Raw genomic sequence first — 22,136 nt, forward strand, 5'->3', positions numbered from 1 at the left:
CCTCATAAACAACCCCAAAACCGGTCGTATCACTCAATAGCCGACTTACCCTATATTGACCATTTAACAACAATTGAGAGCCGCAACTTTGACAGTAACGAGTATTCGAGTTATTATTACTCGGATGCTCCGGTTGAGAACAATCGGGATTAATGCAGTAACAGGGTTTCATCTCGGCTATCAGTTATTTTATCGGGTGAATAATTGAAGGTTCCCTTTACTTGTCTTTGAAAGCATTCTATCATAAGTAAGCTAAAACGGATTTTAACCGCCTATCCTTAGATTAGCTGAATCTCCTCAAATCCCTTTACTCTTGCCTTTTGCCTCTTGCCGATCCTTAAATTAGCTGAATCTCCCTTAATCCCTTTACTGTTGCCTCTTGTCTATCCTTAGATGATTATTTTTCTGGTCCGAAAAGATCGCCCTTGAAAAAGGGGACAATTATTAATTATTATTAAAAGTATATTTACTAATTAACCAAAATACCAGTGAAACTAGCTCAAGCTCAGACGATATTAACAGACACTTTAACCGTATTTTGGGGAGAATGGCTAGATTTACGGGCGAGAGTCCTTCAGATCGCCGCCACAGGTTTAGTTTCTCCCCTAATCTATATTATCGGTTTCGGGTTGGGGTTGGGAAGCGCCCTCGATCGCTCGATGAAACCCTCGCTCGGCGATTCTTATCTAGAATTTATTTTACCCGGAATGGTGGCCCTGTCCTCAATGGCGATCAGTTTCGGGGGAACCACCTTTTCTATCTGTGGCGATCGCTTATTTAGTAAAACCTTCGAGGAATTATTATTACTTCCCGTCCATCCCCTCTCATTATTTTTAGGCAAAGTTTTCGCGGGAATTTTGCGCGGTGTAATGACTTCTGCATCAGTGATTCTCGTTGCTATCTTATTTACAGGAAAATTTGTCAGTTTTCTCAATCCCCTCTTTTTATTAGTTTTAATCTTAAATTGTGCCGTCTTTGCCGGTTTAGGGGCAATTGTCGGATTGCGAGTTAAATCCCTCGAAAGTGTCGGTCTGTATAATAACTTTTTAATCGTGCCGATGTCTTTTTTAGGAGCAACTTTTTTCGATCCCCAAACCTTACCCTGGCCATTAAAAGTTATTGTTTATTCCTTGCCCCTCACCTATGCTAGTCTGGGATTAAGAGCCGCAGCCTACGATATAAATCAATTTCCTTGGTTCGCTATCCCCATTTTATTAATCGTCGCTATTCTTCTCTCGATTGTCGGTGCTTATCAATTCTCCCATCAACGGGATTAAATCAGTTATCAGTTATCAGTTATCAGTTATCAGTTATCAGTTATCAGTGGTTAGTAATCAGTAATCAGTGATCAGTTAAGTACCCAGGCAAAATTAATTAAACATATCTAACTACCTCTTGCCTTTTGCCTATTCTAACCAAGAAATTAATTTTGCACAACTACTTATCTCCTGACTCTTTTTCCCTTGAATAAAAATATCCTTTTTTATAAACCCTACGATGTATTATGTCAGTTTACTGATGAAAATGGGCGCTCGACTTTAAAAGATTATATTCCCATCCCCAATATCTATTCTGTCGGTCGTTTAGATAGGGAAAGCGAGGGATTATTATTACTCACAGATAACGGTCAATTACAGCATCGTTTGGGTCATCGTCAATTTGCACATCCGCGCACCTATTGGGTACAAGTCGAAAGAATTCCAGACCTAAACGCTTTAGAAAAATTGCGTCAAGGTCTTCCTATTCAGGATTATCGCACTCGACCGGCAATAGTTAATTTACTAGATTTTGAACCGGATTTACCCCCCAGAGAGCCAGCGATTCGTTATCGAAAATCTGTCCCCACCGCTTGGTTAGAAATTACCTTAACTGAGGGAAGAAATCGTCAGGTAAGAAGGATGACGGCTGCCGTTGGTTATCCGACTTTAAGATTAATTAGAACAGCCATTACTATTGACAAAAACAATAAATTATGCTTAACAGGATTACAACCCGGTCAATGGCGAGAAGTGACTGAAAAAGAGAGAAAAGCCTTAGAAAAATTGTAGATCAAATTATTGATAAATCAGCTATAGATTCTCATTTTTAAAAACTTCAAACACCTGCCGGCTGAAATATTTTAACTTATCAGCCACCTTAGGAGAGGGTTGATAATTGCCGACTAATTGCCAATTTTCCACCGTAGATAGTCGCCAAGCGGTTCCTTGATGGTTAAAAGCCTGCATTTCTAAGCCAATCAAACGCTGATGCTGATCCTCGCTATCGAGATGAAAACGAATTTGTACAAGAATACTGCGCCCTTGAATTCTGGGACTCCAACCGGGAAAATGGAAAGCGATATCGATCGAGTCAGGATCCGTTAACTCCCTTGTGTGGGGATCGTTGCGCCAAGGTTTCAGATCTGCCTTTGCATCGGGGAATTGTTGTTTAAACAGGTTGACGAGTGTGGCGATCTTCGCCGTTAATTCTAATCCTTTTGCCTGTTCCGACGCATTCATGCTCACCTCTGATAATTGCTTATAAAGTAACTATTTATACAGTTTAGCCCTGCTTTTTGCGACTATTGGAACAATTATAACGATATTTTCTTGATCGAGTTAAAAATGCCGCACCTGTCAATCAAGATAGCCGCCGCCAAAAAGACAAAATCAAAACTACACTAGAAAAGAGGATAATCGACAGGAACAGTATTTTCTATGAATCCCCAAGAGTCTCTATTACAATCGATCGAAAAATTAGGCTATCGGGTTACGGTGGGTGATGTGGCGGCAAAATCGGGTTTAGAGATTAACGCTGCACAACAGGGATTATTAGCTTTAGCGGCGGAAGCGGGGGGACATTTACAGGTAGCAGATACGGGGGAGATTATCTATCTTTTCCCCGAAAATTTTCGCTCGATTCTTCTGAATAAATATTGGCAATTGCAGTTAAAAGCTTTCGGAAGTAAAATCTGGCAAGTAGTTTTTTATATTATTCGCATTTCCTTTGGCATTGTTTTAATTATTTCGATTTTAATCCTGTTGCTGGCTATCCTAGCGATCCTGATCGGCTTAATGTTCAAAGATAGTGACTCGGATAATAATTCTGGAAATAACAACATTAATATTAACTTCTTTCCCACGGACTTTTTCTGGATTTTTTATCCCGATTTTGGTAATAACTACTACGAAAGAAGGGATAGGGAAGTTAAGGCAGATAAACCCCCTAGTAAGATGAATTTTCTCGAGGCAGTTTTTTCTTTTCTTTTTGGCGATGGCGATCCCAATTTTAAGTTAGAGGAGAGACGCTGGCAAACTATCGGTAAAGTAATTCAAAATAATCGTGGCTCGATTATCGCTCCACAAATTGCCCCCTATCTCGATAGTATTACCCCCAGTCAGGAGGAGACAGAAGATTATATACTTCCAGTTTTAACCCGCTTTAATGGTTTGCCGCAAGTGTCCGATCGAGGCGATATTATCTATTATTTTCCCGATCTACAGGTGACAACCAAAGAGAGAAAATTACAAACAGTTTCCCCCTATCTAAAGGAAAAACGCTGGAAGTTTAGCGAAGCAGATAGCGGTCAAATTATCCTAGCTTTAGGTTTAGGAGTGGTTAACTTTATCCTCGCTTTAGTTTTAGGATATTTGCTCAACAGTGATAGTGTCGATTTGAGCGGTTCTCTGGGGTCGATAGTCACAGGAATCTACGGTTTTCTCCTCAGTTATGCCGCTGCTTTTTTGGGGATTCCCCTCGGTCGTTATTTCTTTTTACAGTGGAGAAATGAGCGGGTTAATCAACGCAATCAACAGCGAGAAAAAAGAGCAGATTTATTAGCCCAAAGTAATCCTGAATTGGAGCAAAAACTGGACTACTCTCGTCAATTTGCTGACCAAAAAGTGATTACAGATGCTGATATTAGTTATTCTACCGATCAAGACTATCTCGAACAAGAGATCGAGCGCTCCGATAAAATCGATCGAGAATGGCAAAAACGCTTAGAATCGCCCGATTAATCTCTAAAATCCCCACCAACAAGTTTACTAAAAAGAGGGCGAATACAATTCGCCCCGACCAGAAAAAATTCTCTTTAAGTAAGTAGTTATAATTCAATTGAAGATAGATTCTGCCTGGTGCATCTCACATTTGCAGAAATACCGACAATCAGCAATTATCAGTGACTCTTAAATTATTACCAATGTATTAGCAGCTGCGTGTAAGCATCCCACCGAAAAGCTAGTGCGCGGGGGGTTTGGGGGGTAGAACCCCCCAAAAGCTTGGATTGATTGATAAAATCGGAAGTAATGCCAAATTTTAGCCGAGAGTTTCCCCGTAAAAATTCCAACTTGGTAGATTTGTAAAAATGAGATACACCCAATTTTGCCTCAGATTGCGCCGCTTATCGGCGGGGGGATCTGACAATTTTTAACACCTACCTACTCAACTTAAACGATCGAGAGTGCGATACTGAATTGCTTCGGCAACGTGGGAACTTTTCAGCATTTCACTATCTCCTAAATCGGCAATGGTGCGGGCAACTTTGAGAATGCGATCCATTGCTCGGGCTGATAAACCCAATTTTCTGATTGCCCCTTCTAAAATATGGCGACTGCTATGATCAAGAGCGCAAAAACGCCGCAAATGCTCGGAATTCATCTCCGCATTAGAGCAAATCCCGGTATTTTGAAAGCGATCGCTGGCCTTTTGTCTGGCCCCTTCTACCCGTTGCCGCACTTGCTCAGAAGCTTCTCCCCGACTCTCTTGGGTCATTTCTTCCGGTTTCAGGCGATTTACCGTCACTTGTAGGTCAATACGGTCTAAAAGCGGTCCCGATAATTTCGCCCAATACTGTTCCCGTTGTCGCGGTGAACAGCTGCAGGGTTGAACCGAATCGCCGTAATAACCGCAGGGACAGGGATTGGTACTAGCCACCAGGGTAAAACGGGCCGGAAAAGCGACGGAAAGACGAGTGCGAGAAATGCTCACATAACCATCCTCTAGGGGTTGTCGGAGATATTCCAAGACACTGCGCTTAAATTCCGTTAATTCGTCCAAAAATAAAATACCACGGTGGGAAAGGGAGATTTCCCCCGGTCGGGGATAAGTGCCACCTCCCACCAGCGCCGCTCCGGAAGCGGAGTGATGGGGACTGCGAAAAGGACGCTCGCGCACCAGAGAACCTCGATCCTTCAGTAATCCGGCGACGGAATGAATCTGGGAGACTTCTAGGGATTCGGCAAAGGTAAGCTGGGGCAGAATACCGGGTAAACGTCGCGCTAACATGGTTTTACCGCTGCCTGGCGGCCCGACAAAAATTAGGTTATGACCTCCAGCCGCGGCAATTTCCAGGGCCCGCCGGCCAATCGCTTGACCTTTGACATCCTTGAGATCGGGGAGATTTACCTGCGATCGCCCAAATTCCTCGGCAGCGTTAAAAGTCATCGGTGAATAGCGATCGGGTTCATTTAAGAAATTTACCACTTCCGATAGATGACGAAACCCATACACTTGTACGCCTTTGACCACGGCCGCTTCTTTGGCATTATCGGCGGGAACCACTAAACCCTTGATCCCCATTTTTTCGGCGGCGGCAGCAATGGGTAAAACCCCTGCCACGGAACGCAAACTACCATCGAGGGATAATTCACCTAAAAAGAGAAAATCCCCCAGTAAATCGGCTTCTACCTGTTCGGAGGCTCCTAAAATGCCGATACTAATCGGTAAATCATAAATCGGCCCCTCTTTGCGGATATCGGCGGGACTTAAATTGATGACAATTTTGCGGATGGGAAAGGCAAATCCGGCATTTTTTAGAGAAGCTTTTACCCTTTCTTTCGACTCCTGCACGGCGGTATCGGGTAAACCCACCACGGCAATTCCGGGTAATCCCCCCGATACATCCACCTCTACCCCGATTTTAATGGCATCGATGCCGATAATTGCCGCACTCCAAACCCTTGCTAACATTTTGGCTCAAGTAAAAATAAAGTGAGTTCTTAGGAAAATAAAACAGGATGTTAGGCTAGTTTTCCGTATAAAAATGATTTTATCTGGGAATTTACCTGTAAAATAACCGTATTTCTAGGGATGACCTAGCCAGAAAAGCTGAGAGCTTAATGGTATAGTTGAAGAAAAAGGCAATTTGTCTATGAGCGAGACTATTTTTAGCAAAATTATCCGGAAAGAAATTCCTGCCTCGATCGTATATGAAGATGATCTGGTTCTCGCTTTTCGAGATGTTAATCCCCAAGCCCCCACCCATATCCTCATTATCCCCAAAAAACCGATTCCGAAACTAGAGGAAGCCAGCGACAGCGATCGAGATTTATTGGGACATTTGTTACTAACTGTTAAAAAAGTGGCCGCCGAGGCTAAATTAAGTCAAGGTTATCGAGTGGTGATCAATAATGGGGAACATGGGGGTCAAACCGTCGATCATCTTCATGTCCATCTCTTAGGCGATCGCCCAATGGCTTGGCCTCCGGGTTAAACTCCTGTTATTTTACCGCATTTTTGGGCAATTATAGGGCTAGAAGCGTTCTTTTCCGAGTCGGTCTTCTCGATGTTAAACCCATGAATAAGTCTCTTTCTGCGATCGCATTGTCCAGCACCCTGCTGTTATTTCCCCTCACTGCCGCGACTCTCGCTCAATCGGAATGCTTTCTCCAAAGAGCAGATGGACAACACATAGATCTTAGCCGTCTCTGTGGCGGTTCATCCAGAAATAGGAAAAATTCCCCGCAAGTTTATCAGCTACCGATTCAACGCCGGGTTAACGGCATTCCCACGGTGATGGTAGTTTTTAATAACCGTCACTATTATGAAATGCTTTTTGATACAGGTGCTAGTGGCATTGTCCTCACCGATGCCATGGCGGAAGCGATGAAAGTCAAACGGGAAAAGGAAGTACTCGCTCATACCGCCGGCGGTGTCGTTACTGTTTATCTTGGTCGCATTAATTCTGTTAAAGTTGGCGAAGTGGCTTTATCTAATCAGATTGTTGGTATTTCTCCCCAAATGGAAGGATTAGGACTCTTGGGACAAACTTTTTTTGGTTCCTATGATGTCACGATCAAAAAAGATGTGATCGAGTTACGTTATCGTCCATAGTCTGATGGGACAAATGATCGCTTCTCTGACTTTAATCTAAAGTTCCTCGCTGTATTTGCTCCCGTTCGATCGCTTCAAATAGCGCCAGGAAGTTGCCTTCTCCAAAACCTCTAGCGGCATGACGGCGCTCGATTAATTCAAAAAAGAAAGTCGGCTGGGAAAAAATTGGTTTAGTGAAAATTTGCAGTAAAGTCGGCTTTTCTGGGAAGGAATGACTATTTTGTTCAAAATCGATGAGAATTTCCTGTTTTTTAATTTCTAACCATTCCCAATCAGCAATATTAAAATCTTTTTTCTGATAGCTAATTTGTTGATAATAACTGTTTGGAACTGACAAAAATTCTACCTTTCTTTCTCTTAATTTTTGAGTTAATCTTAAAATATTTTCTGTTTTTAAAGCAATGTGTTGAATGCCAGATTTTTGATTAATATCCAAAAATTCTTGAATTTGAGAACTGTTACTATCTGGTTCATTAATTGGTAACTTTAATTCAGTTTCGGGGTGAATAAGTACCTGAGAATAAAGACCAGAACGCTCCGTTTTAATAGTAAAAGTTTGCCGTTTTTTAAAGCCTAAATTTTCCTCATACCAATTGGATGTTAACTCTAAATTTCCCTGAAAAACATTTAAAACTAAATGATCAATTGCCAGAATACCCTGATTATCTTGTTCCCTCCTATCATACTCAATCAGATTAGGATCAGCTAAAATTGGCGTGATTCCCTGTCTTTCAATTAACGTATGTTTGAGATTAGCAATGCTAGAGATTTCACAGCTTTTTATCTTCCCCCTAGAAAAAGCAGTTTCCTGAATAAAAATATCCTGTTTAATTATCCTAGCTAAACTGTCTAAATTTTCCACTTGAAAAGCTACATCCGCCACCCCTTCAGGATATTTACTTAAAAATTCCGCCACGGGACTAAGGGAATTTAAGGGAGAAGATAAGATAAAAATAATCTGTTTAGTTTTATCTTTTTGGATGCCATTGCCAACTATTTCCGTGTGGGTGTGGAGATCAGCTAAACTTGCGATCGCCTGAAAATCCATCACCCGCACAAACCAATCTCGCCATTTTTTGGCCGATTCTACATAAAAATGAATATGATCAATAAACATAGATAAAGTCAAAAAACGGTGTTTTTCAGTGAGCAGTAAACAGTGAAAATAAAACTCCGAACTTGCCACTTAATGCTATTGACTGACAACTCAAATCTGAACAATGAACACTGATAACTGAAAAAGCTGACGGCTAAAAAAAGAGATGACTATCGGGTTGAATATTAATTTCCATGGGGACAGCTTGGGGTTCAGCATTCATGGCAAAATAGATAGCATCGGCGGCAGTTTGAGCGGTTAACATTTTATTGCGATCAACTTTTAAGCTCACCTGATCCCAAAAAGGAGTATCGACACCACCAAAATAGAATAAGGTCATTTTAATACCATAGCGTTTTAACTCATCGGCCAAACATTTACTAAAACCGACCACCCCGTACTTAGAAGCACAATAAGCGGCAGCCATAGCCATAGAATGCTTACCTAAAATTCCCACCACATTACAGATATGGCCGGCCTTATTTTCCTTCATCACATTAGCGGCAGCCTGACAGGTATAAAAACTCCCCTTCAGATTGAGGTCGAGCATTTTATCTAAATCTTCCGGCGTGATTTTATTATATTGTTTCATCACACCGGCTCCGGCCGCATTCACCAACACATCCAACCGGCCGTAATGGGAGACAATTTTTGCCATCAAAGTTTCCACCTGAGTCGGATTAGTGATATCCGTCGGCACAATTAACGAGGGACAAGACAACTCACCAGCTAAATTAGATAAATTATCGGCATTTCTGGCCCCTAATACGAGTTTATGACCATTAACAGCTAGTTTACGGGCTAAAGTGGCACCGATCCCCCCCGTAGCACCGACAATCAGGACAACTTTTTCGCTCATAATTATTTATAAATTTTTACAAATCTTATTGTAAACTGTTCCAACTGGAAAATCATCGCTAGTCCCAACCCCTTGATTAAGGGTTAACCAACTTCTGATAGGATAAACCGTGACAATGTAAAGAAATTTTTATGACCGTACTGACCGAAGGAATCGCGCCCCACGGTGGGCAATTAATCAATCGTATTGCTACCGCTGCCGAAAAAGCCGAATTTCTGGCCCTAGCTGAAAAACTACCGCGAGTTTCCCTAGATGAACGAGCGCTCTCGGATTTAGTTATGATTGCTATTGGTGGTTTCAGTCCCCTCAAAGGCTTTATGGAACAGGACGACTACGAAAAAGTCGTCGATGATATGCGTCTAATCAATGGTTTACCCTGGGCAATTCCCGTGACTCTTTCCGTTAGCGAAGAAGTGGCGGATCCCCTCAAAGAAGGCAACTGGATTCGTTTAGATGACAGCGAAGGCAACTTTGTCGGAGTCCTGGAACTAACCCAAAAATACCGTTATAATAAAGCCCACGAAGCAGTTAACGTCTATCGTACTGACGACCAGAAACACCCCGGGGTAAAAGTCCTCTATGAACAGGGAGAAATTAACCTCGCAGGTTCAATATGGTTACTTCAGCGCGATCCTCATCCTCAGTTTCCCAAATATCAGATCGATCCTCTGCAATCGCGCCAGATGTTCCACGAAAAAGCTTGGAAAACGATTGTCGGTTTCCAAACCCGTAATCCCATCCACCGGGCCCACGAATACATTCAAAAATGCGCCCTAGAAGTGGTAGATGGTTTATTCTTGCATCCTCTTGTCGGCGCTACCAAAAGCGATGATGTGCCGGCCGATGTGCGGATGCGTTGCTATGAGATCATGATGGATAAATACTTCCCCCAAGATCGCGTTATTCTAGCTATCAACCCCTCAGCTATGCGTTATGCCGGCCCCCGGGAAGCAATTTTCCACGCTATTATCCGTAAAAACTACGGTTGTACCCATTTTATCGTCGGTCGTGACCATGCCGGAGTCGGCGACTACTACGGAACCTACGATGCTCAGTATATCTTTGATGAGTTCGAGCCTGGGGAATTGGGAATCGTGCCGATGAAGTTTGAACACGCTTTCTACTGTACCCGCACTTCGGGAATGGCAACCACCAAAACTAGCCCCAGTTTACCGGAAGAAAGAATCCACCTTTCGGGAACCAAAGTCCGGGAACTGCTGCGCAAAGGAGAATTACCACCTCCAGAATTTTCCCGTCCAGAAGTGGCTGCCGAATTAATCCGCGCCATGCAGGGATCATGAACATAACTAGGCGAGAATTTGTCCAGCAGACAGGTTGGGGATTGCTGACTTTGGCGATTAGTCAAGGGACAGTTAACCGTCATTTGGCTGCTCTCGCCGCCCCTAATCCCCGAAAATTGGCTCTTTTAGTCGGTATTGACCAGTATAGGGCGAATATTCCGCCGCTGCCCGGTTGTCTTACCGATGTGGAGTTACAAAAAGACCTTCTCCGTTATCGTTTTGGCTTTCAGGATACTGATATAGTGACTTTAACGGGAAAAAAAGCCTGTCGAGAAGCGATCGAAGCGGCTTTTTTAGAACACCTGATCGCCCAGGCTAGGTTGGGGGATGTGGTCATTTTTCACTTTAGCGGTTATGGCAGTGTTGGGGCCAGAAAAGAGGTTTTTATTACTGCTGATGGGGCAGAAAATGCTTTACTTAAGGAGAATATCCTGCTGATGGCCCGCTGTCTAGCTACGGATAAGTTTAGCTTGATTTTTGATAGTAGTCATCTCCCCCAACCTCAGCCCTATCTCGGTAATCTTCGCGTTCGTTCCTATCCCGAAACCCTTACTGATCTTAACCCCGCCGAGTTAACTTTCGCTGCCGATATTAAAACCCGTTTTAACCTCAAAAATAAGCCTAGTAACGGCGTTATTCTAGCTGCCGCTAAAGCAGAGCAAATCGCCCTGGAATTGAGCGGTAATAGCCCCAATGCTGGCTTATTCACCTATGATCTCACCCAGTATCTCTGGCAAGCTTGTCCCAGTCCGACAATTGCCATCGCTTTTCCCCATCTCCGTCATCTTGTCGCTAGTCACAGCAGTCAACAACAGCAGCCGGCAATCCTAACCAGTAATCAAAAAAATAATTCTGCGCCAATATATCATACAACGCCAGAAACGTCAAGGGTAGGCGCAGCAATTGTTACAAATCTTATTGATGAACGCACCCTAGAAGTCAATCTGGTCGGCCTGCCCTTAGAAATCCTAGAAAATTACGGGATTAACTCCTGTTTAAGCTTTATTGAGGCGAATGGGGAGGAAATCAGCCTACAAATTCTCTCCCGTCAGGGTTTAAAAGCCAAAGCGCAATTATTATCACCAACCGCCTCCCTAGAAATAGGACAGATTCTACAGGAAAAATTGCGGGTTTTTCCGAGTCAAATCGGCTTAATCGTCGGTTTGGATAGTAACTTAACCCGAATTGAACGGGTAGATGCCACCAGTACCTTTGCCAGTTTGCCCGATGTGGCCGCCGTGGTTAACATTGGCGAACAAAGGGTAGATTGTATCTTAAGTCGAGTTGGTGACGAAGAAACTGGCAATTATCAGTTATTATCTGCCAATGGCTCCCTAATTATCGGTAGTTTAGGGGCGGCCAACGAAGCAATTAAATCGGGGATCAAACGGCTGCAATCGCAACTAGAAACCCTGCTGGCCCGCAAATTGTGGCACTTGTTGATTAATCAAGAATCCTCCGGTTTAGCCGTGATTGTCACCCTGGAAAGCCTCGATCAAACCTATATCTCCACGGTGCAAACCCAAAAAATCCCGGGCAGCAGGGGGAATAATACCGCTAAAAATGACCTAATTCTGCCCGTCGGTACGGAAATTCGCTATCAAATCGAGAATCAAGAAGAACAACCCCTCTACGCACTGATCCTTGTCCTCGACAGCGATCGCCAACCGCTTTTATACTGTTCCCGTCCGGAAAACCCCGATAATTTCAGCAATTCCAGCCCATTAGCCCCCTTTGTCGTGGCGGCCAAAACCAAGGCCACCATCCCCAATGACCGCCAAGGACATTGGAAAATTAGTCAACCCAAGGGCATCACAGAAAATATACTAATCCTCAGTCGCCATCCTTTCCCGAACACCTTGACCCTTCTCAATGCCACTCCCAGCATCAAAGGAGAAGCCAGCCAACTGCTCACCCTAACTAACCCCCTAGAAATAGCCAGAGCTTTCTGGAGCGATCTAAAATTAGATTTAGGCTTAAAAATGGATAGTTCTGGCAGTGTCATTGATGAATACGCCTTTGATCTAGGAACTTGGTCAGGTTTCCGGTTTATTTATCAAGTTATCGACTAAATCGATAGAATGATTCTATGGAATCCTTGAAAAGAAAAGGTTAAAATCCTAACACAGCTACCCCTAAATTTCCCGATGAATCTTCTGCCCCGGACAACCCAAAGCCGCCTCAAAAAAATTCCACAAATTCCCAGTGTTTGGGAAGGAGATCGTCGTGCTTTATCCTTATCCGAGAGAATGCCCCGGGCCACCCTAGAACCAAATCAAGAAAGCGGCGGCGAGTGCGTGATCTGGGTGGATGGTAGCGAGGGCTGTGTACGATCTATGGAAGTAGTTTCCCCCGAAACTGGGCCTGAGGCCATGGTGAGAACCTTAATCCGCGCCATCGAAACACCCCAAAGTCCCGCCCGGCCAGCCAGACCGAAAAAAATTATCGTCTGCGATCGAGAAACACAGTTTTTTCTGCGCGGGGTACTGCAAGATCTCGATATCACCATCGATTATGTCCCTAATTTGCCCCTGATCGATGATCTCTTTCGTGGATTCGACGAATTCCAAAGTAACCGCCCCCCGGCAATTCCCCCCGCTTGGCAGTCCGCTTTAGTGAAAACTGCTCACGAAATTTGGAAAGCTGAACCCTGGTCCTGTTTGGCTGATTACGATATCTTGGAAATTAAGCTCGATCGCCCCGATTTCCCGAATCTTTACGCCTGTGTCATGGGAATGCTCGGTCGGGAATACGGAGTCATTCTCTATCGTTCCCTAGCATCCCTCAAACAATTCCGCCAGTCCGCTTTAGAAGAAAAATCGATGGAAAGATTAGAAAAGGCCTTTCTTTCCCAAGATTGCTGGTTTTTAAGCTACGAATTGGCCGATGATGATGAGGACGATGATGAGGATGACTACGATCTGGCCTCAGCTGCCCCCTCCCAAATCCATCCCGTTTTCGGCAGCGTGCATCCCTACGAAGGTATTCGCCCCTATTTGGATGAAGAAGAAGCAATTACGGTATATTTGGCTTTAATAGCTCTGTTGCGCTTTTTTAAAGGCAATCAATCCGCTTTATCCGAAGAACCGATCGGAGAATTACAGCGTCGTTTTCGCATTCCCCTCGATCCCGAACAAGCAAAAGGGGAAACCGTGGCCGTGACAGTGGCCACGATGCCCGATCTATGTGCGGAATTTATGCAACTCTTGGAGGATGAGGAGGACGAGGACGATGAGGATGATGATGAGGAAGAATCCGTACTCAAGGAAGATCTAGTTCCTGATAATGCACATCTCAGTCTGGGAATGGTTCCCTGGCAATTATTAGATAAAATTCGCAGTCGTCCGAAAATCCATTATCAACCCCAATCCGTACCAACAAAAGGGGAGGGTTTCCCCGTGGTTATGATCCAGACCTCCCGACCAAAGGCCAAGGAAATTATCGAAAAAATCGAACAAGCTGGCGGTTTGGCGGCCATTGGTTTTAACCCCGGCGAAGATCCCCTCGAAGATACCCGTTATGATCTGGGGATTCTGAAAATGGCTAATGGGGACCTCTATCTCTTTGGGGAATTCGAGCAAGATGATCCCGACCACCGTAATGCTCGCCGCAATTGGCAAAAACGCATCAAAAATACCGAGGGTTATTGTGGTTTGATTATTGCCATGGGCGTAACTGGTTCCTCCTGCGGCAATCCCCAATTAAATGATATGTTAGCCCTCTACGAGGCAAAATCGATCGATAGTAAAGATTTAGACTTGGGAGTTTTGACTCTTATGCCTCACTTCGGTTAATTTTAACCGAAGTGAGGCAGCTTTTTTCAGTGAACAGTAATCAGTAATCAGAAAACTCTAATCTGATCACTGAAATCCCTAAAATTAAGCGATAATGTAAAGTAAAGTAAAGTAAAACTTTCTGGACAAATTCTTATTATGGTGTTATTCGGATTCGGAAAAAAATTAACTTTGCCTACAGTAAGGGAAGCACTACCCGGGCGCTCGGAAAAAATGCCCGTACCTAGCGGCCACTACGTTAACGGTCATCCTTTGCAGCCCCCCTTCCCTGGCGGTATGGAAAGTGCAATGTTTGGTTTAGGCTGTTTTTGGGGAGCAGAGCGCAAATTTTGGCAATTAGACGGAGTTTACACGACGGCCGTAGGTTATGCGGCTGGTATCACCCCCAATCCCACCTATCAGGAAGTGTGTACCGGCATGACTGGTCATAATGAAGTGGTTTTAGTGGTCTATGATCCCAGGGTGATTTCCTACGAACAACTGTTAAAGGTTTTCTGGGAAAGTCATAATCCCACCCAAGGAATGCGTCAGGGTAATGATACGGGAACTCAGTATCGATCGGGTATCTATACCTATAGTCCCCAACAAAAGCAATTAGCGGAAAAATCTCGATCAATCTACCAAGAAGCTCTCAATAAAGCGCGCTACGGTCAGATTACCACGGAAATTATCGACGCACCTGAATTTTATTATGCTGAAGTTTATCATCAGCAGTATTTAGCGAAAAACCCTGGCGGTTACTGTGGTTTAGGGGGAACGAAAGTGGAATGTCCGATCGCTCTTGATCTGAAGTCAAATTAAGTAGGGTTAGGAGTCAGTTATCAGTTATAATTTATAATTTATAATTTAGATCATAAAATATCTTTTCTTTTTTGCCACCAATAGGTAAGGAGAAAATAAATAAGGGAATGAAGAATTAACACTCCCCAATTCAATAACAAATTACTAATAGATAATTGATAAACTTGATTGGCATCCTCAAAGGGTAAAGGGAAATTAAAACTATTTTGTTCTTGCGCTTCTGCAATCATAGCTTCCACCTCTACTAATACCCCGTAGGCAGCAATCGACCAGCGACTAATCATCAACCATGATAGATATTTCCCCAGACCTTCTAAGCTAAATAATACCCCAGCAAAGATAATCTGAGGAATTAAAATTAAAGGTAAGGCACTATTTGCTTGAGTGATATTACTAACGCCAGCAGAAATTAATAAACCGAGATTAATCGCCGCAAATATAGTTAAAAATGTGGTAATAAAACAGCCAGTTAACCAAGTCATTAATTCCGGTTGCGGGTCAGTAAATCCCCAAAATATTACGCAGGTAATTACAATTGTTTGCAGAAAAGCTAAGGCTGCTAAAACCAGAATTTTTGAGAATAAATAGGGTAATAATCCCAGATTAACTAATCTTTCTCGCTGATAAATGGCTGATTCTTTGACAATTTCCTGTAGGGAACAGGCAAAACCTACCCACAATTGCGCGCAGGTAAAAACAAAGAGAGTTTTTAAGGCTAAAGGTGCCGATTGGATAGCATCTTCAAACCTGGGATTATCCTCCAAAAATAAAGGATTTTTGTCCCCTAAAACCATGGCCATTAAGAAAATTCCAATCGGGGCGGTTAATAGGTATAAAATTAAACTAAATTGATCACGGATAATTAACTGGCTATAGCGTTGACATAAGACCTGTAGTTGTTGCCAAAAAGATTGTTGAACCTGTTGCGGTTTACTATTATTTTGCTGAAATATTTTACCAATTCTTGCTTCAATATTATTTTTGTAGTAGTCGGATTGTTGGAAACGTTGACATTCTTGATCAACTTTTTCGCTAGTTTCCAGATGAATATAAATATCGGCAAAATCCCCCTGAGGTAAAGAGAAAAAATTTAAGGCCTCCCCCGGAGAACCAAAATAACATAAATTGCCCCCTTGACCAAGAAAAACTAATCGATCGCAGAGATTGATATTATTAGTAGCATGGGTAACTAGGAGAATTGTTCTGCCTTCTTTGGCCAATTTTGCCAGCAATTCCATCATCTTTTTATCTAAACCGGGGTCTAATCCCGAAGTGGGTTCATCTAAAAAGAATAATTTGGGATTGGCTAATAATTCTACCGCAATACTCACCCTTTTTAATTGACCACCACTTAAGTCTCTGACTAAAGTATTTCTTCTTGCTAACAATTCCACCTGCTCCAGGGTTTTCTCGATCACTTCTTGGCAATTAAAATCCGGAGGTAGCCTTAATTTAGAAGCATAATATAACACTTCTGCCACAGTTAAATCCCTGTGGACGATATCGTATTGGGGAACATAACCGATTTGGGTGCGATAGATATTAAAATTCTGGCGGAGGTCTTCCCCATTCAGATAAACAGTTCCCGAGGTGGTGGGTTCAATTCCCAATAAAGTCTTTAATAAAGTCGATTTTCCCGCACCACTTCCCCCAACAATCGCCACTAATTGACTCGGTTCGATCGGTAAGGAGATATGATTGAGAATTATCAAAGGTTGTTTCTTTTTATCCCGCACCATCCTGACGATATCTTCGGCATCCAGACGGATATTATCCCCTGTATCTAATAAAACTAAGTCATCTCCCTGCAACCGAAAACTATAGGGGCCGATTCTCACCGTACAACCGTTAGTTAAAATGGCACTACCCGATACTTTTTCTCCGTCGATAAAGACTCCATTGGTGCTTTTGTCGTAGAGAATATAACGATTTTGGTTATCGCTATCGATAATCGCGTGTTGTCGGGAAATTGTCGGAGCGTCTAAAACCACAGTGGCAGCCTTATCTCGTCCTAAAACTACACTGCGATTGCTTAGGGAGACCGATTTAAAAGCTAAAGATTGGCTTTTTACCTGTTGGTTAGGATGATAATAGGTGATCTTGACCGAATTTTTGACATCTTGACCGATATTAATCTCATCCCCATTTTGTAAAAGATAGCCATCTTTGGGAGTAATCACGCGATTGTTGATAAAAAGTTGATTGGAACTAGGATTAGTCCCGTCTCCATCGTAGATATAGTAATCATCTCCCTGACGACGAAAACAAGCTTGGACTCGACTCACCACCTTCCAGTGTTGGGGAACAACTAAATCCACCTGTTGACCATCCCGACCCAATTTATAATTAGGACGACTCAGATTAATAGAAGGGAGAAATTCTCCCTGATTGTTAAGAATAATGTAGGGTTCTTGACTAATAACCGTTTTAATGTTGGGAGAATTGGTCATAAAAATTCGATCGGTAGATGGCGTTCGCGGGGGACAGTAAGAAGCTAAGATAGAATTGATGTCTCGATCGCTACTGTTAACCTCAGAGTCTGGAACGAACTCTAGAGATCATGTTAGTAAAACTTCTTAGGATCGATCGAGCTTGTCTAAATTCCTATTCCTAAGACCTATCCACAGGTTATCGTGCTGTTAGACGATGGTTACAACTCCTATTTCTCCTACCGCCAAGGTTTCTAAAGTCGAAGGTATCAAAGAACGCAGTAATTATTTGCGAGAACCTTTGGCCAGTGAACTCCTCGAAGATACAACCCATTTTACCGATGCGGCGGTGCAGATCCTCAAATTTCACGGTTCCTATCAACAGGATAATCGCGACAATAGAGCCAAAGGTCAAGAAAAAGACTATCAAATGATGTTGCGTACCCGCAGTCCGGGGGGTTTTATTCCCGCGCAACTATATCTTACCCTCGATAGTTTGTCCGATCGCTACGGTAACGGCACTTTACGCGTGACAACTCGCCAAGGCTTCCAATTACACGGCATTTTAAAGAAAAATCTCAAAGCTACCCTCGGGGAAATTATCCGCAGTATGGGATCCACTTTAGCGGCCTGTGGTGATGTTAACCGCAATATCACCGCACCGCCAGCCCCCTACAAAAATCGCCCTGAATACGGCTATGCTTGGGAATATGCCAATAATATCGCCGATTTGCTCACTCCCCAAACTGGAGCTTACTACGAAATTTGGCTCGATGGCGAAAAAGTTATCAGTGCAGAAGAAGCACCAGAAGTCAAGGCATCGAGACAAAAAGATACAAATGGCATTAACAAAAACGATCCGATCGAACCGATCTACGGTCAACATTATATGCCCCGTAAGTTCAAGATCGGTGTCACTGTGCCGGGAGACAACTCCATCGATATCTACACCAATGACCTCGGTTTAGTGGTGATTACCGACGCAAACGGTCAATTACAGGGTTTTAACGTCCTTGCGGGGGGTGGACTGGGAAGAACCCACAATAAGGAAGAAACTTTCCCCAGAATGGCCGACCCGATCGGTTATGTGAGCAAAGAGCAAGTGTACGATCTAGTAAAAGCGATCGTGGCAACCCAAAGAGATTACGGTGATCGCGGCGATCGTCGTCACGCGAGAATGAAATATATCCTCGAAGAATGGGGAGTAGAAAAATTCCGCAGCACTGTAGAGGGTTATTTCGGACAAAAAATTGCCCCCTACCAACCCCTCCCCGATTGGAAATATCAAGACTTTTTGGGATGGAATGAACAGGGAGACGGAAAATTATTTTTTGGTCTTTCTGTGGAGAATGGCCGGGTCAAAAATGAAGGCAGTTTTCAGCTAAAAACCGCCTTAAAAGTGATTATCGAGCGTTTTCAGCTACCCATGCGCTTGACGGCTAACCATAATATCATTCTCTACGACATCGAACCCAAGGATCAACAGGCGGTGGAAGCGATCCTGAAAGAACACGGAATTATCACCAATCCCGCCGAAATTGACCCTTTAACCCGTTATGCCATGGCCTGTCCCGCTTGGCCCACCTGTGGATTAGCGATTACCGAGTCAGAAAGAATTTTACCCAGCGTGATTGAACGCATTCGCACCCTGCTTAATCGCTTAGGATTATCCAAAGAGGAATTTGTCATCCGCATGACAGGATGTCCTAATGGCTGCGCGCGCCCCTATATGGCAGAATTAGGATTTGTGGGTAGCGCCCCCAACTCCTACCAACTCTGGTTAGGAGGAACAGCCGATCAAACTCGACTAGCGCGCCCCTATTTGGATAAAATGGCGATCGATGATCTAGAAAAGGTCTTAGAACCGATTTTCGTTTACTTCCAACAGGATCAACAAAATAACGAGACCTTCGGAGAATTCTGTCATCGAGTCAATTTCCCTGCTTTACAAGCATTTTCAGCCACCTACACACCTAAAATGACCGAAACTACCACCACTGAATTAAAACCCAAACGCGTCCGTAAAAATCAAAACCGTGTCAGCGTCCCCGATGATATGTTTGTCCGTCTCAAGGAAGCTTCGGAAGCGGAAAAACGGCCGATGAATCAAATCATCAATGCGGCGCTAGAGGCCTATTTCAGCCAAAAATCCTAATCAGTTATCAGTTAACAGTTATCAGTGACCAGTTGCCAATTTAAGAGAATTAACTTTTGAGAGTTATCGGGGAAGATTACCAATAACTCTTAATTCTCGTATAAGTAGCTGGTTATAATTAAATTAAAAATGGATTTTAGGTTTGATCCCCCCTGCCCCCCTTGATAAGGGGGATGCCGATAGGCGGGGGGATCTGAAAGTTTTTAATACCTATCTACTTATATCCTCAGTCTATGCTTAAAAATGAATGAGGGAAGTCCAGTCATATCAATTTGTACCCCTCTGGTGGGAAATTATGACAATCTCACGAACTAAAACAAATCCTTGGCAAAAACGTTCCCAAAAGGATGTTAAAAAATTATCAGATAATGAAATTAATGAAAAATATGAACAAGGTGAACGAAGAATATTATTAGAAATAAATCGAGAAAAGTTGCCTAGTTTTGCTGATTCTTTAAAGAAACCTAACTATATGGAAACGCGTCCTTTCTATCAGAGACGGGATCGCTGGGACGCACAAAAACAATCGAGACTAATTGAATCTTTTTTGATGAATATTCCCGTACCTCCTCTGATTCTCTATGAAACTTCCTATAACTCCTATGAAGTAATGGATGGTCAACAAAGAATCACAGCAATTGAGAATTTTTATAACAACAAATTACAATTAACAGGTTTAGAGATCTGGCCTGAATTAGAAGGAAGAACCTATAAAAGTCTTCCTGCAAAAATCAAAGATGGTATCAATCGACGAGCCATTTCAACTATAGTTGTTATTACCGAGTCTCTATCGGACCCAGAGGAATCTTTATCTTTAAAACAACTGGTTTTTGAACGCCTCAATACAGGAGGTGTATCTTTGAGTCGCCAAGAAATAAGAAACTGTCTTTACTCTGGGAAATTCAATGAACTTTTATTAAAGCTTTCTGAGAATACTATTTTTGCTAAAGCTTGGGATATTCCTATTAATGATAAAGAAGAACTTAAAGAAAATGGATTTTATAAAAAGATGGAAGATGTAGAATTAATCCTACGTTTTTTTGCCCTGAGGGATATTGATCAATATACTGGTAATTTATCTAAATATCTGGATAATTATATGATGAAAAAAAGTCTTAATTTTTCCGACGAGAATATCCAAGAGTTTGAGCAAGTATTTAACCAAACTATAGAGTTAGTATCTAACATTTATCAGGATCAGTTATTTAAGCCTTTCGATAGTAAAACCAAAACATATAAATCGAAAGCTTATAAAGTTTACTATGATGCAGTGATGATCAGTTTCAGCAACCATTTATCTCATTATCAAGAATTAATTACTAAAAAATCAGCGATAATTGATGAAACTATCAGCTTATTTACTCAAGATTCCCAGGGAATTACTCATCAAGATAAAAAATTTAAAAAAGGACTTTTCACTGGAGAAGGGGATAGCAAAGATGATTTTAAAGCTCGTATTCAAATTTTTGATTCTCTGATTCAACGAGTTCTTAAGCAGAGTATTTGAGAATGTTTGAAGGACTTTTAAATAACCTAAAGGATGAGATAAAGACCATTCGATCAATAATTAATATCAGTGAAAAACTTAGAGAAATTATTGCGGATAATCCTTCACAACTCAACACAGAAGACTTAAAATATCTTCAAGCAAATGCTCCTTTAGGAGACAAGTGGCTAGTTAACGATCATTGTTCATCTATCACAAGGTTATATGCTCTTTACGAAAATTTCGTCGAAAATCTAGTGGGAGATTGGACTATTTTGCTGCCTGAATTATATAGTTGCTATCAAGATTTACCTGAATCTGTAAGAAATCAGCATCAGACTGGTTGTGCTACATTACTGGGCAATGAAAATAAAAGAAATCGCTTCGATTCTCTTTCAGAGAGGGACATTATCAAAAATTTATTTGATACTGAATACGAAAATACAAGTAAATATAATCTCACATCAGCTGCTTTTTTATTACATGAAGCTAATCTTAGAAAACAGCAATTAACCAGACTTTTAGCCAATGCTGGCATATCTGCAACTGATTCTTGGCAATGGATAGAAAATCATAAAAAAGTTAAGAATTTTATTGACAATAATAGTAGGGGTAGTGTGAAAAATGAATTAGATAATTTTATAGAACTTCGTAATAATTCTGCTCATGGTAAAGAAATAGATACCGTTCTTAATGCCAATGAGTTACTAAAATTATGTGATTTTGTCGAAGTTATATGTCAAGCTATGAGTGAATTAGTTCTTTATTGCTTTGTTTTTAGGAAGATCGAGATAGGAAAGCTTCAAAAGCTCGGTAAAGTTGTCAATTGGTATCAACAGCAACAAGCTTGCGCTGTCAAAATATCAGATGAGCCACAGGAATCCAATAAAAGACTAGAAGTCGGTAAAAAAGTTTTTTTAGTCAGTGAAAATAAAAAAATATGTCAAAATGCTATTATTGAAAGTATTCAAATTAATAAAAATGGCAAAAATACCCCTCGCCGAAGAATTCCAATAAGAGAGATAAAAGATTCTGAAATAGGCTTAAAATTTGACAAAGAAAGTCAAAAAGGATTAGAAGTTTATTTAGTTATTTTGGACTGATTGAAATAAATATAGCGTTT

Annotated in this window: 18 protein-coding genes; 12 read left to right on the top strand and 6 right to left on the bottom strand. The window is 42.1% G+C overall.

Annotated elements, in window-relative coordinates; translation table 11 throughout:
- The coding region (locus MiAbW_RS19865) for a 4-Cys prefix domain-containing protein (protein ID WP_373996344.1) at window positions 1-172 on the bottom strand (172 nt) is incomplete at its 3' end.
- A 316-nt stretch (window positions 173-488) separates the two neighbouring features.
- On the opposite strand from MiAbW_RS19865, the gene MiAbW_RS02095 reads away from it, so the two are divergent.
- Both MiAbW_RS02095 and MiAbW_RS02100 read left to right on the top strand, forming a co-directional pair.
- Window positions 489-1,277: an ABC transporter permease gene (locus tag MiAbW_RS02095; protein ID WP_151694725.1), complete on the top strand. Its 789-nt coding sequence runs from the start codon at window positions 489-491 to the stop codon at window positions 1,275-1,277.
- Between the two features lie 186 nt (window positions 1,278-1,463).
- On the top strand, window positions 1,464-2,048 hold the full coding sequence (locus tag MiAbW_RS02100; protein ID WP_151694726.1) for a pseudouridine synthase: 585 nt from the start codon (window positions 1,464-1,466) through the stop codon (window positions 2,046-2,048).
- Between the two features lie 21 nt (window positions 2,049-2,069).
- On the opposite strand, the gene MiAbW_RS02105 is transcribed toward MiAbW_RS02100, so the two are convergent.
- Window positions 2,070-2,498 carry a hypothetical protein gene (locus tag MiAbW_RS02105; protein WP_045362028.1) on the bottom strand — a complete coding sequence of 143 codons (429 nt, stop codon included), beginning with the start codon at window positions 2,496-2,498 and terminating at the stop codon, window positions 2,070-2,072.
- Window positions 2,499-2,696: 198 nt separating this feature from the next.
- Between MiAbW_RS02105 and MiAbW_RS02110 the strand changes: the two genes are divergently transcribed.
- Window positions 2,697-3,998, top strand: a complete 1,302-nt coding sequence (locus MiAbW_RS02110) for a hypothetical protein (RefSeq protein WP_151694727.1) — start codon at window positions 2,697-2,699, stop codon at window positions 3,996-3,998.
- A 424-nt stretch (window positions 3,999-4,422) separates the two neighbouring features.
- Here MiAbW_RS02110 and MiAbW_RS02120 read toward each other — a convergent pair whose 3' ends face one another.
- A complete protein-coding gene (locus MiAbW_RS02120; RefSeq protein ID WP_151694729.1) occupies window positions 4,423-5,949 on the bottom strand; it encodes a YifB family Mg chelatase-like AAA ATPase in 1,527 nt (508 codons plus the stop codon).
- Window positions 5,950-6,130: 181 nt separating this feature from the next.
- On the opposite strand from MiAbW_RS02120, the gene MiAbW_RS02125 reads away from it, so the two are divergent.
- Entirely contained in the window at window positions 6,131-6,472 is a 342-nt protein-coding gene (locus MiAbW_RS02125; RefSeq protein WP_002803707.1) for a histidine triad nucleotide-binding protein, read from the top strand.
- 83 nt (window positions 6,473-6,555) lie between these two features.
- Window positions 6,556-7,092, top strand: coding sequence for a retropepsin-like aspartic protease family protein (locus MiAbW_RS02130; RefSeq protein WP_151694730.1), 537 nt, complete (start codon window positions 6,556-6,558; stop codon window positions 7,090-7,092).
- 31 nt (window positions 7,093-7,123) lie between these two features.
- On the opposite strand, the gene hppD is transcribed toward MiAbW_RS02130, so the two are convergent.
- Window positions 7,124-8,209, bottom strand: coding sequence for a 4-hydroxyphenylpyruvate dioxygenase (gene hppD, locus MiAbW_RS02135; protein WP_151694859.1), 1,086 nt, complete (start codon window positions 8,207-8,209; stop codon window positions 7,124-7,126).
- 133 nt (window positions 8,210-8,342) lie between these two features.
- Window positions 8,343-9,047 carry an SDR family oxidoreductase gene (locus tag MiAbW_RS02140; protein WP_151694731.1) on the bottom strand — a complete coding sequence of 235 codons (705 nt, stop codon included), beginning with the start codon at window positions 9,045-9,047 and terminating at the stop codon, window positions 8,343-8,345.
- Between the two features lie 131 nt (window positions 9,048-9,178).
- Here MiAbW_RS02140 and sat point away from each other — a divergent pair, with 131 nt between their 5' ends.
- The 4 genes from sat (at window position 9,179) to msrA (ending at window position 14,943) form a co-directional block, all read left to right on the top strand.
- Window positions 9,179-10,348 carry a sulfate adenylyltransferase gene (sat, locus tag MiAbW_RS02145; protein WP_151694732.1) on the top strand — a complete coding sequence of 390 codons (1,170 nt, stop codon included), beginning with the start codon at window positions 9,179-9,181 and terminating at the stop codon, window positions 10,346-10,348.
- Window positions 10,345-12,420, top strand: a complete 2,076-nt coding sequence (locus MiAbW_RS02150) for a caspase family protein (protein ID WP_151694733.1) — start codon at window positions 10,345-10,347, stop codon at window positions 12,418-12,420. Before sat ends, MiAbW_RS02150 begins: the two co-directional genes overlap by 4 nt.
- Before the next feature lie 75 nt (window positions 12,421-12,495).
- On the top strand, window positions 12,496-14,142 hold the full coding sequence (locus MiAbW_RS02155; protein WP_151694734.1) for a DUF6930 domain-containing protein: 1,647 nt from the start codon (window positions 12,496-12,498) through the stop codon (window positions 14,140-14,142).
- Window positions 14,143-14,280: 138 nt separating this feature from the next.
- Window positions 14,281-14,943, top strand: coding sequence for a peptide-methionine (S)-S-oxide reductase MsrA (gene msrA, locus MiAbW_RS02160; protein WP_151694735.1), 663 nt, complete (start codon window positions 14,281-14,283; stop codon window positions 14,941-14,943).
- A gap of 50 nt (window positions 14,944-14,993) precedes the next feature.
- On the opposite strand, the gene MiAbW_RS02165 is transcribed toward msrA, so the two are convergent.
- A complete protein-coding gene (locus MiAbW_RS02165; protein WP_151694736.1) occupies window positions 14,994-17,393 on the bottom strand; it encodes an ATP-binding cassette domain-containing protein in 2,400 nt (799 codons plus the stop codon).
- 196 nt (window positions 17,394-17,589) lie between these two features.
- Here MiAbW_RS02165 and sir point away from each other — a divergent pair, with 196 nt between their 5' ends.
- The 3 genes from sir (at window position 17,590) to MiAbW_RS02180 (ending at window position 22,116) form a co-directional block, all read left to right on the top strand.
- Window positions 17,590-19,527, top strand: a complete 1,938-nt coding sequence (gene sir / locus MiAbW_RS02170; protein ID WP_151694737.1) for a sulfite reductase, ferredoxin dependent — start codon at window positions 17,590-17,592, stop codon at window positions 19,525-19,527.
- A gap of 247 nt (window positions 19,528-19,774) precedes the next feature.
- A complete protein-coding gene (locus tag MiAbW_RS02175) occupies window positions 19,775-21,034 on the top strand; it encodes a DUF262 domain-containing protein (RefSeq protein WP_151694738.1) in 1,260 nt (419 codons plus the stop codon).
- A 2-nt stretch (window positions 21,035-21,036) separates the two neighbouring features.
- Entirely contained in the window at window positions 21,037-22,116 is a 1,080-nt protein-coding gene (locus tag MiAbW_RS02180; protein WP_151694739.1) for an MAE_28990/MAE_18760 family HEPN-like nuclease, read from the top strand.
- Window positions 22,117-22,136 lie beyond the last annotated feature (20 nt).

Origin of the sequence: Microcystis aeruginosa NIES-4325 (assembly GCF_008974145.1) — a bacterium.
Taxonomy (GTDB): Bacteria; Cyanobacteriota; Cyanobacteriia; order Cyanobacteriales; family Microcystaceae; genus Microcystis; species Microcystis aeruginosa_G.

What these genes read in the sequence shown, in the direction of transcription:
- sat (WP_151694732.1), top strand. Translation starts at nt 9,179, where the DNA reads ATGACCGTACTGACCGAAGGAATCGCGCCCCACGGTGGGCAATTAATC.
- MiAbW_RS02155 (WP_151694734.1), top strand. Translation starts at nt 12,496, where the DNA reads ATGAATCTTCTGCCCCGGACAACCCAAAGCCGCCTCAAAAAAATTCCA.
- MiAbW_RS02180 (WP_151694739.1), top strand. Translation starts at nt 21,037, where the DNA reads ATGTTTGAAGGACTTTTAAATAACCTAAAGGATGAGATAAAGACCATT.
- MiAbW_RS02165 (WP_151694736.1), bottom strand. Translation starts at nt 17,393, where the DNA reads ATGACCAATTCTCCCAACATTAAAACGGTTATTAGTCAAGAACCCTAC.
- MiAbW_RS02120 (WP_151694729.1), bottom strand. Translation starts at nt 5,949, where the DNA reads ATGTTAGCAAGGGTTTGGAGTGCGGCAATTATCGGCATCGATGCCATT.
- MiAbW_RS02150 (WP_151694733.1), top strand. Translation starts at nt 10,345, where the DNA reads ATGAACATAACTAGGCGAGAATTTGTCCAGCAGACAGGTTGGGGATTG.
- MiAbW_RS02175 (WP_151694738.1), top strand. Translation starts at nt 19,775, where the DNA reads ATGAGGGAAGTCCAGTCATATCAATTTGTACCCCTCTGGTGGGAAATT.
- MiAbW_RS02125 (WP_002803707.1), top strand. Translation starts at nt 6,131, where the DNA reads ATGAGCGAGACTATTTTTAGCAAAATTATCCGGAAAGAAATTCCTGCC.
- hppD (WP_151694859.1), bottom strand. Translation starts at nt 8,209, where the DNA reads ATGTTTATTGATCATATTCATTTTTATGTAGAATCGGCCAAAAAATGG.
- msrA (WP_151694735.1), top strand. Translation starts at nt 14,281, where the DNA reads ATGGTGTTATTCGGATTCGGAAAAAAATTAACTTTGCCTACAGTAAGG.
- sir (WP_151694737.1), top strand. Translation starts at nt 17,590, where the DNA reads ATGGTTACAACTCCTATTTCTCCTACCGCCAAGGTTTCTAAAGTCGAA.
- MiAbW_RS02140 (WP_151694731.1), bottom strand. Translation starts at nt 9,047, where the DNA reads ATGAGCGAAAAAGTTGTCCTGATTGTCGGTGCTACGGGGGGGATCGGT.
- MiAbW_RS02130 (WP_151694730.1), top strand. Translation starts at nt 6,556, where the DNA reads ATGAATAAGTCTCTTTCTGCGATCGCATTGTCCAGCACCCTGCTGTTA.
- MiAbW_RS02110 (WP_151694727.1), top strand. Translation starts at nt 2,697, where the DNA reads ATGAATCCCCAAGAGTCTCTATTACAATCGATCGAAAAATTAGGCTAT.
- MiAbW_RS02105 (WP_045362028.1), bottom strand. Translation starts at nt 2,498, where the DNA reads ATGAATGCGTCGGAACAGGCAAAAGGATTAGAATTAACGGCGAAGATC.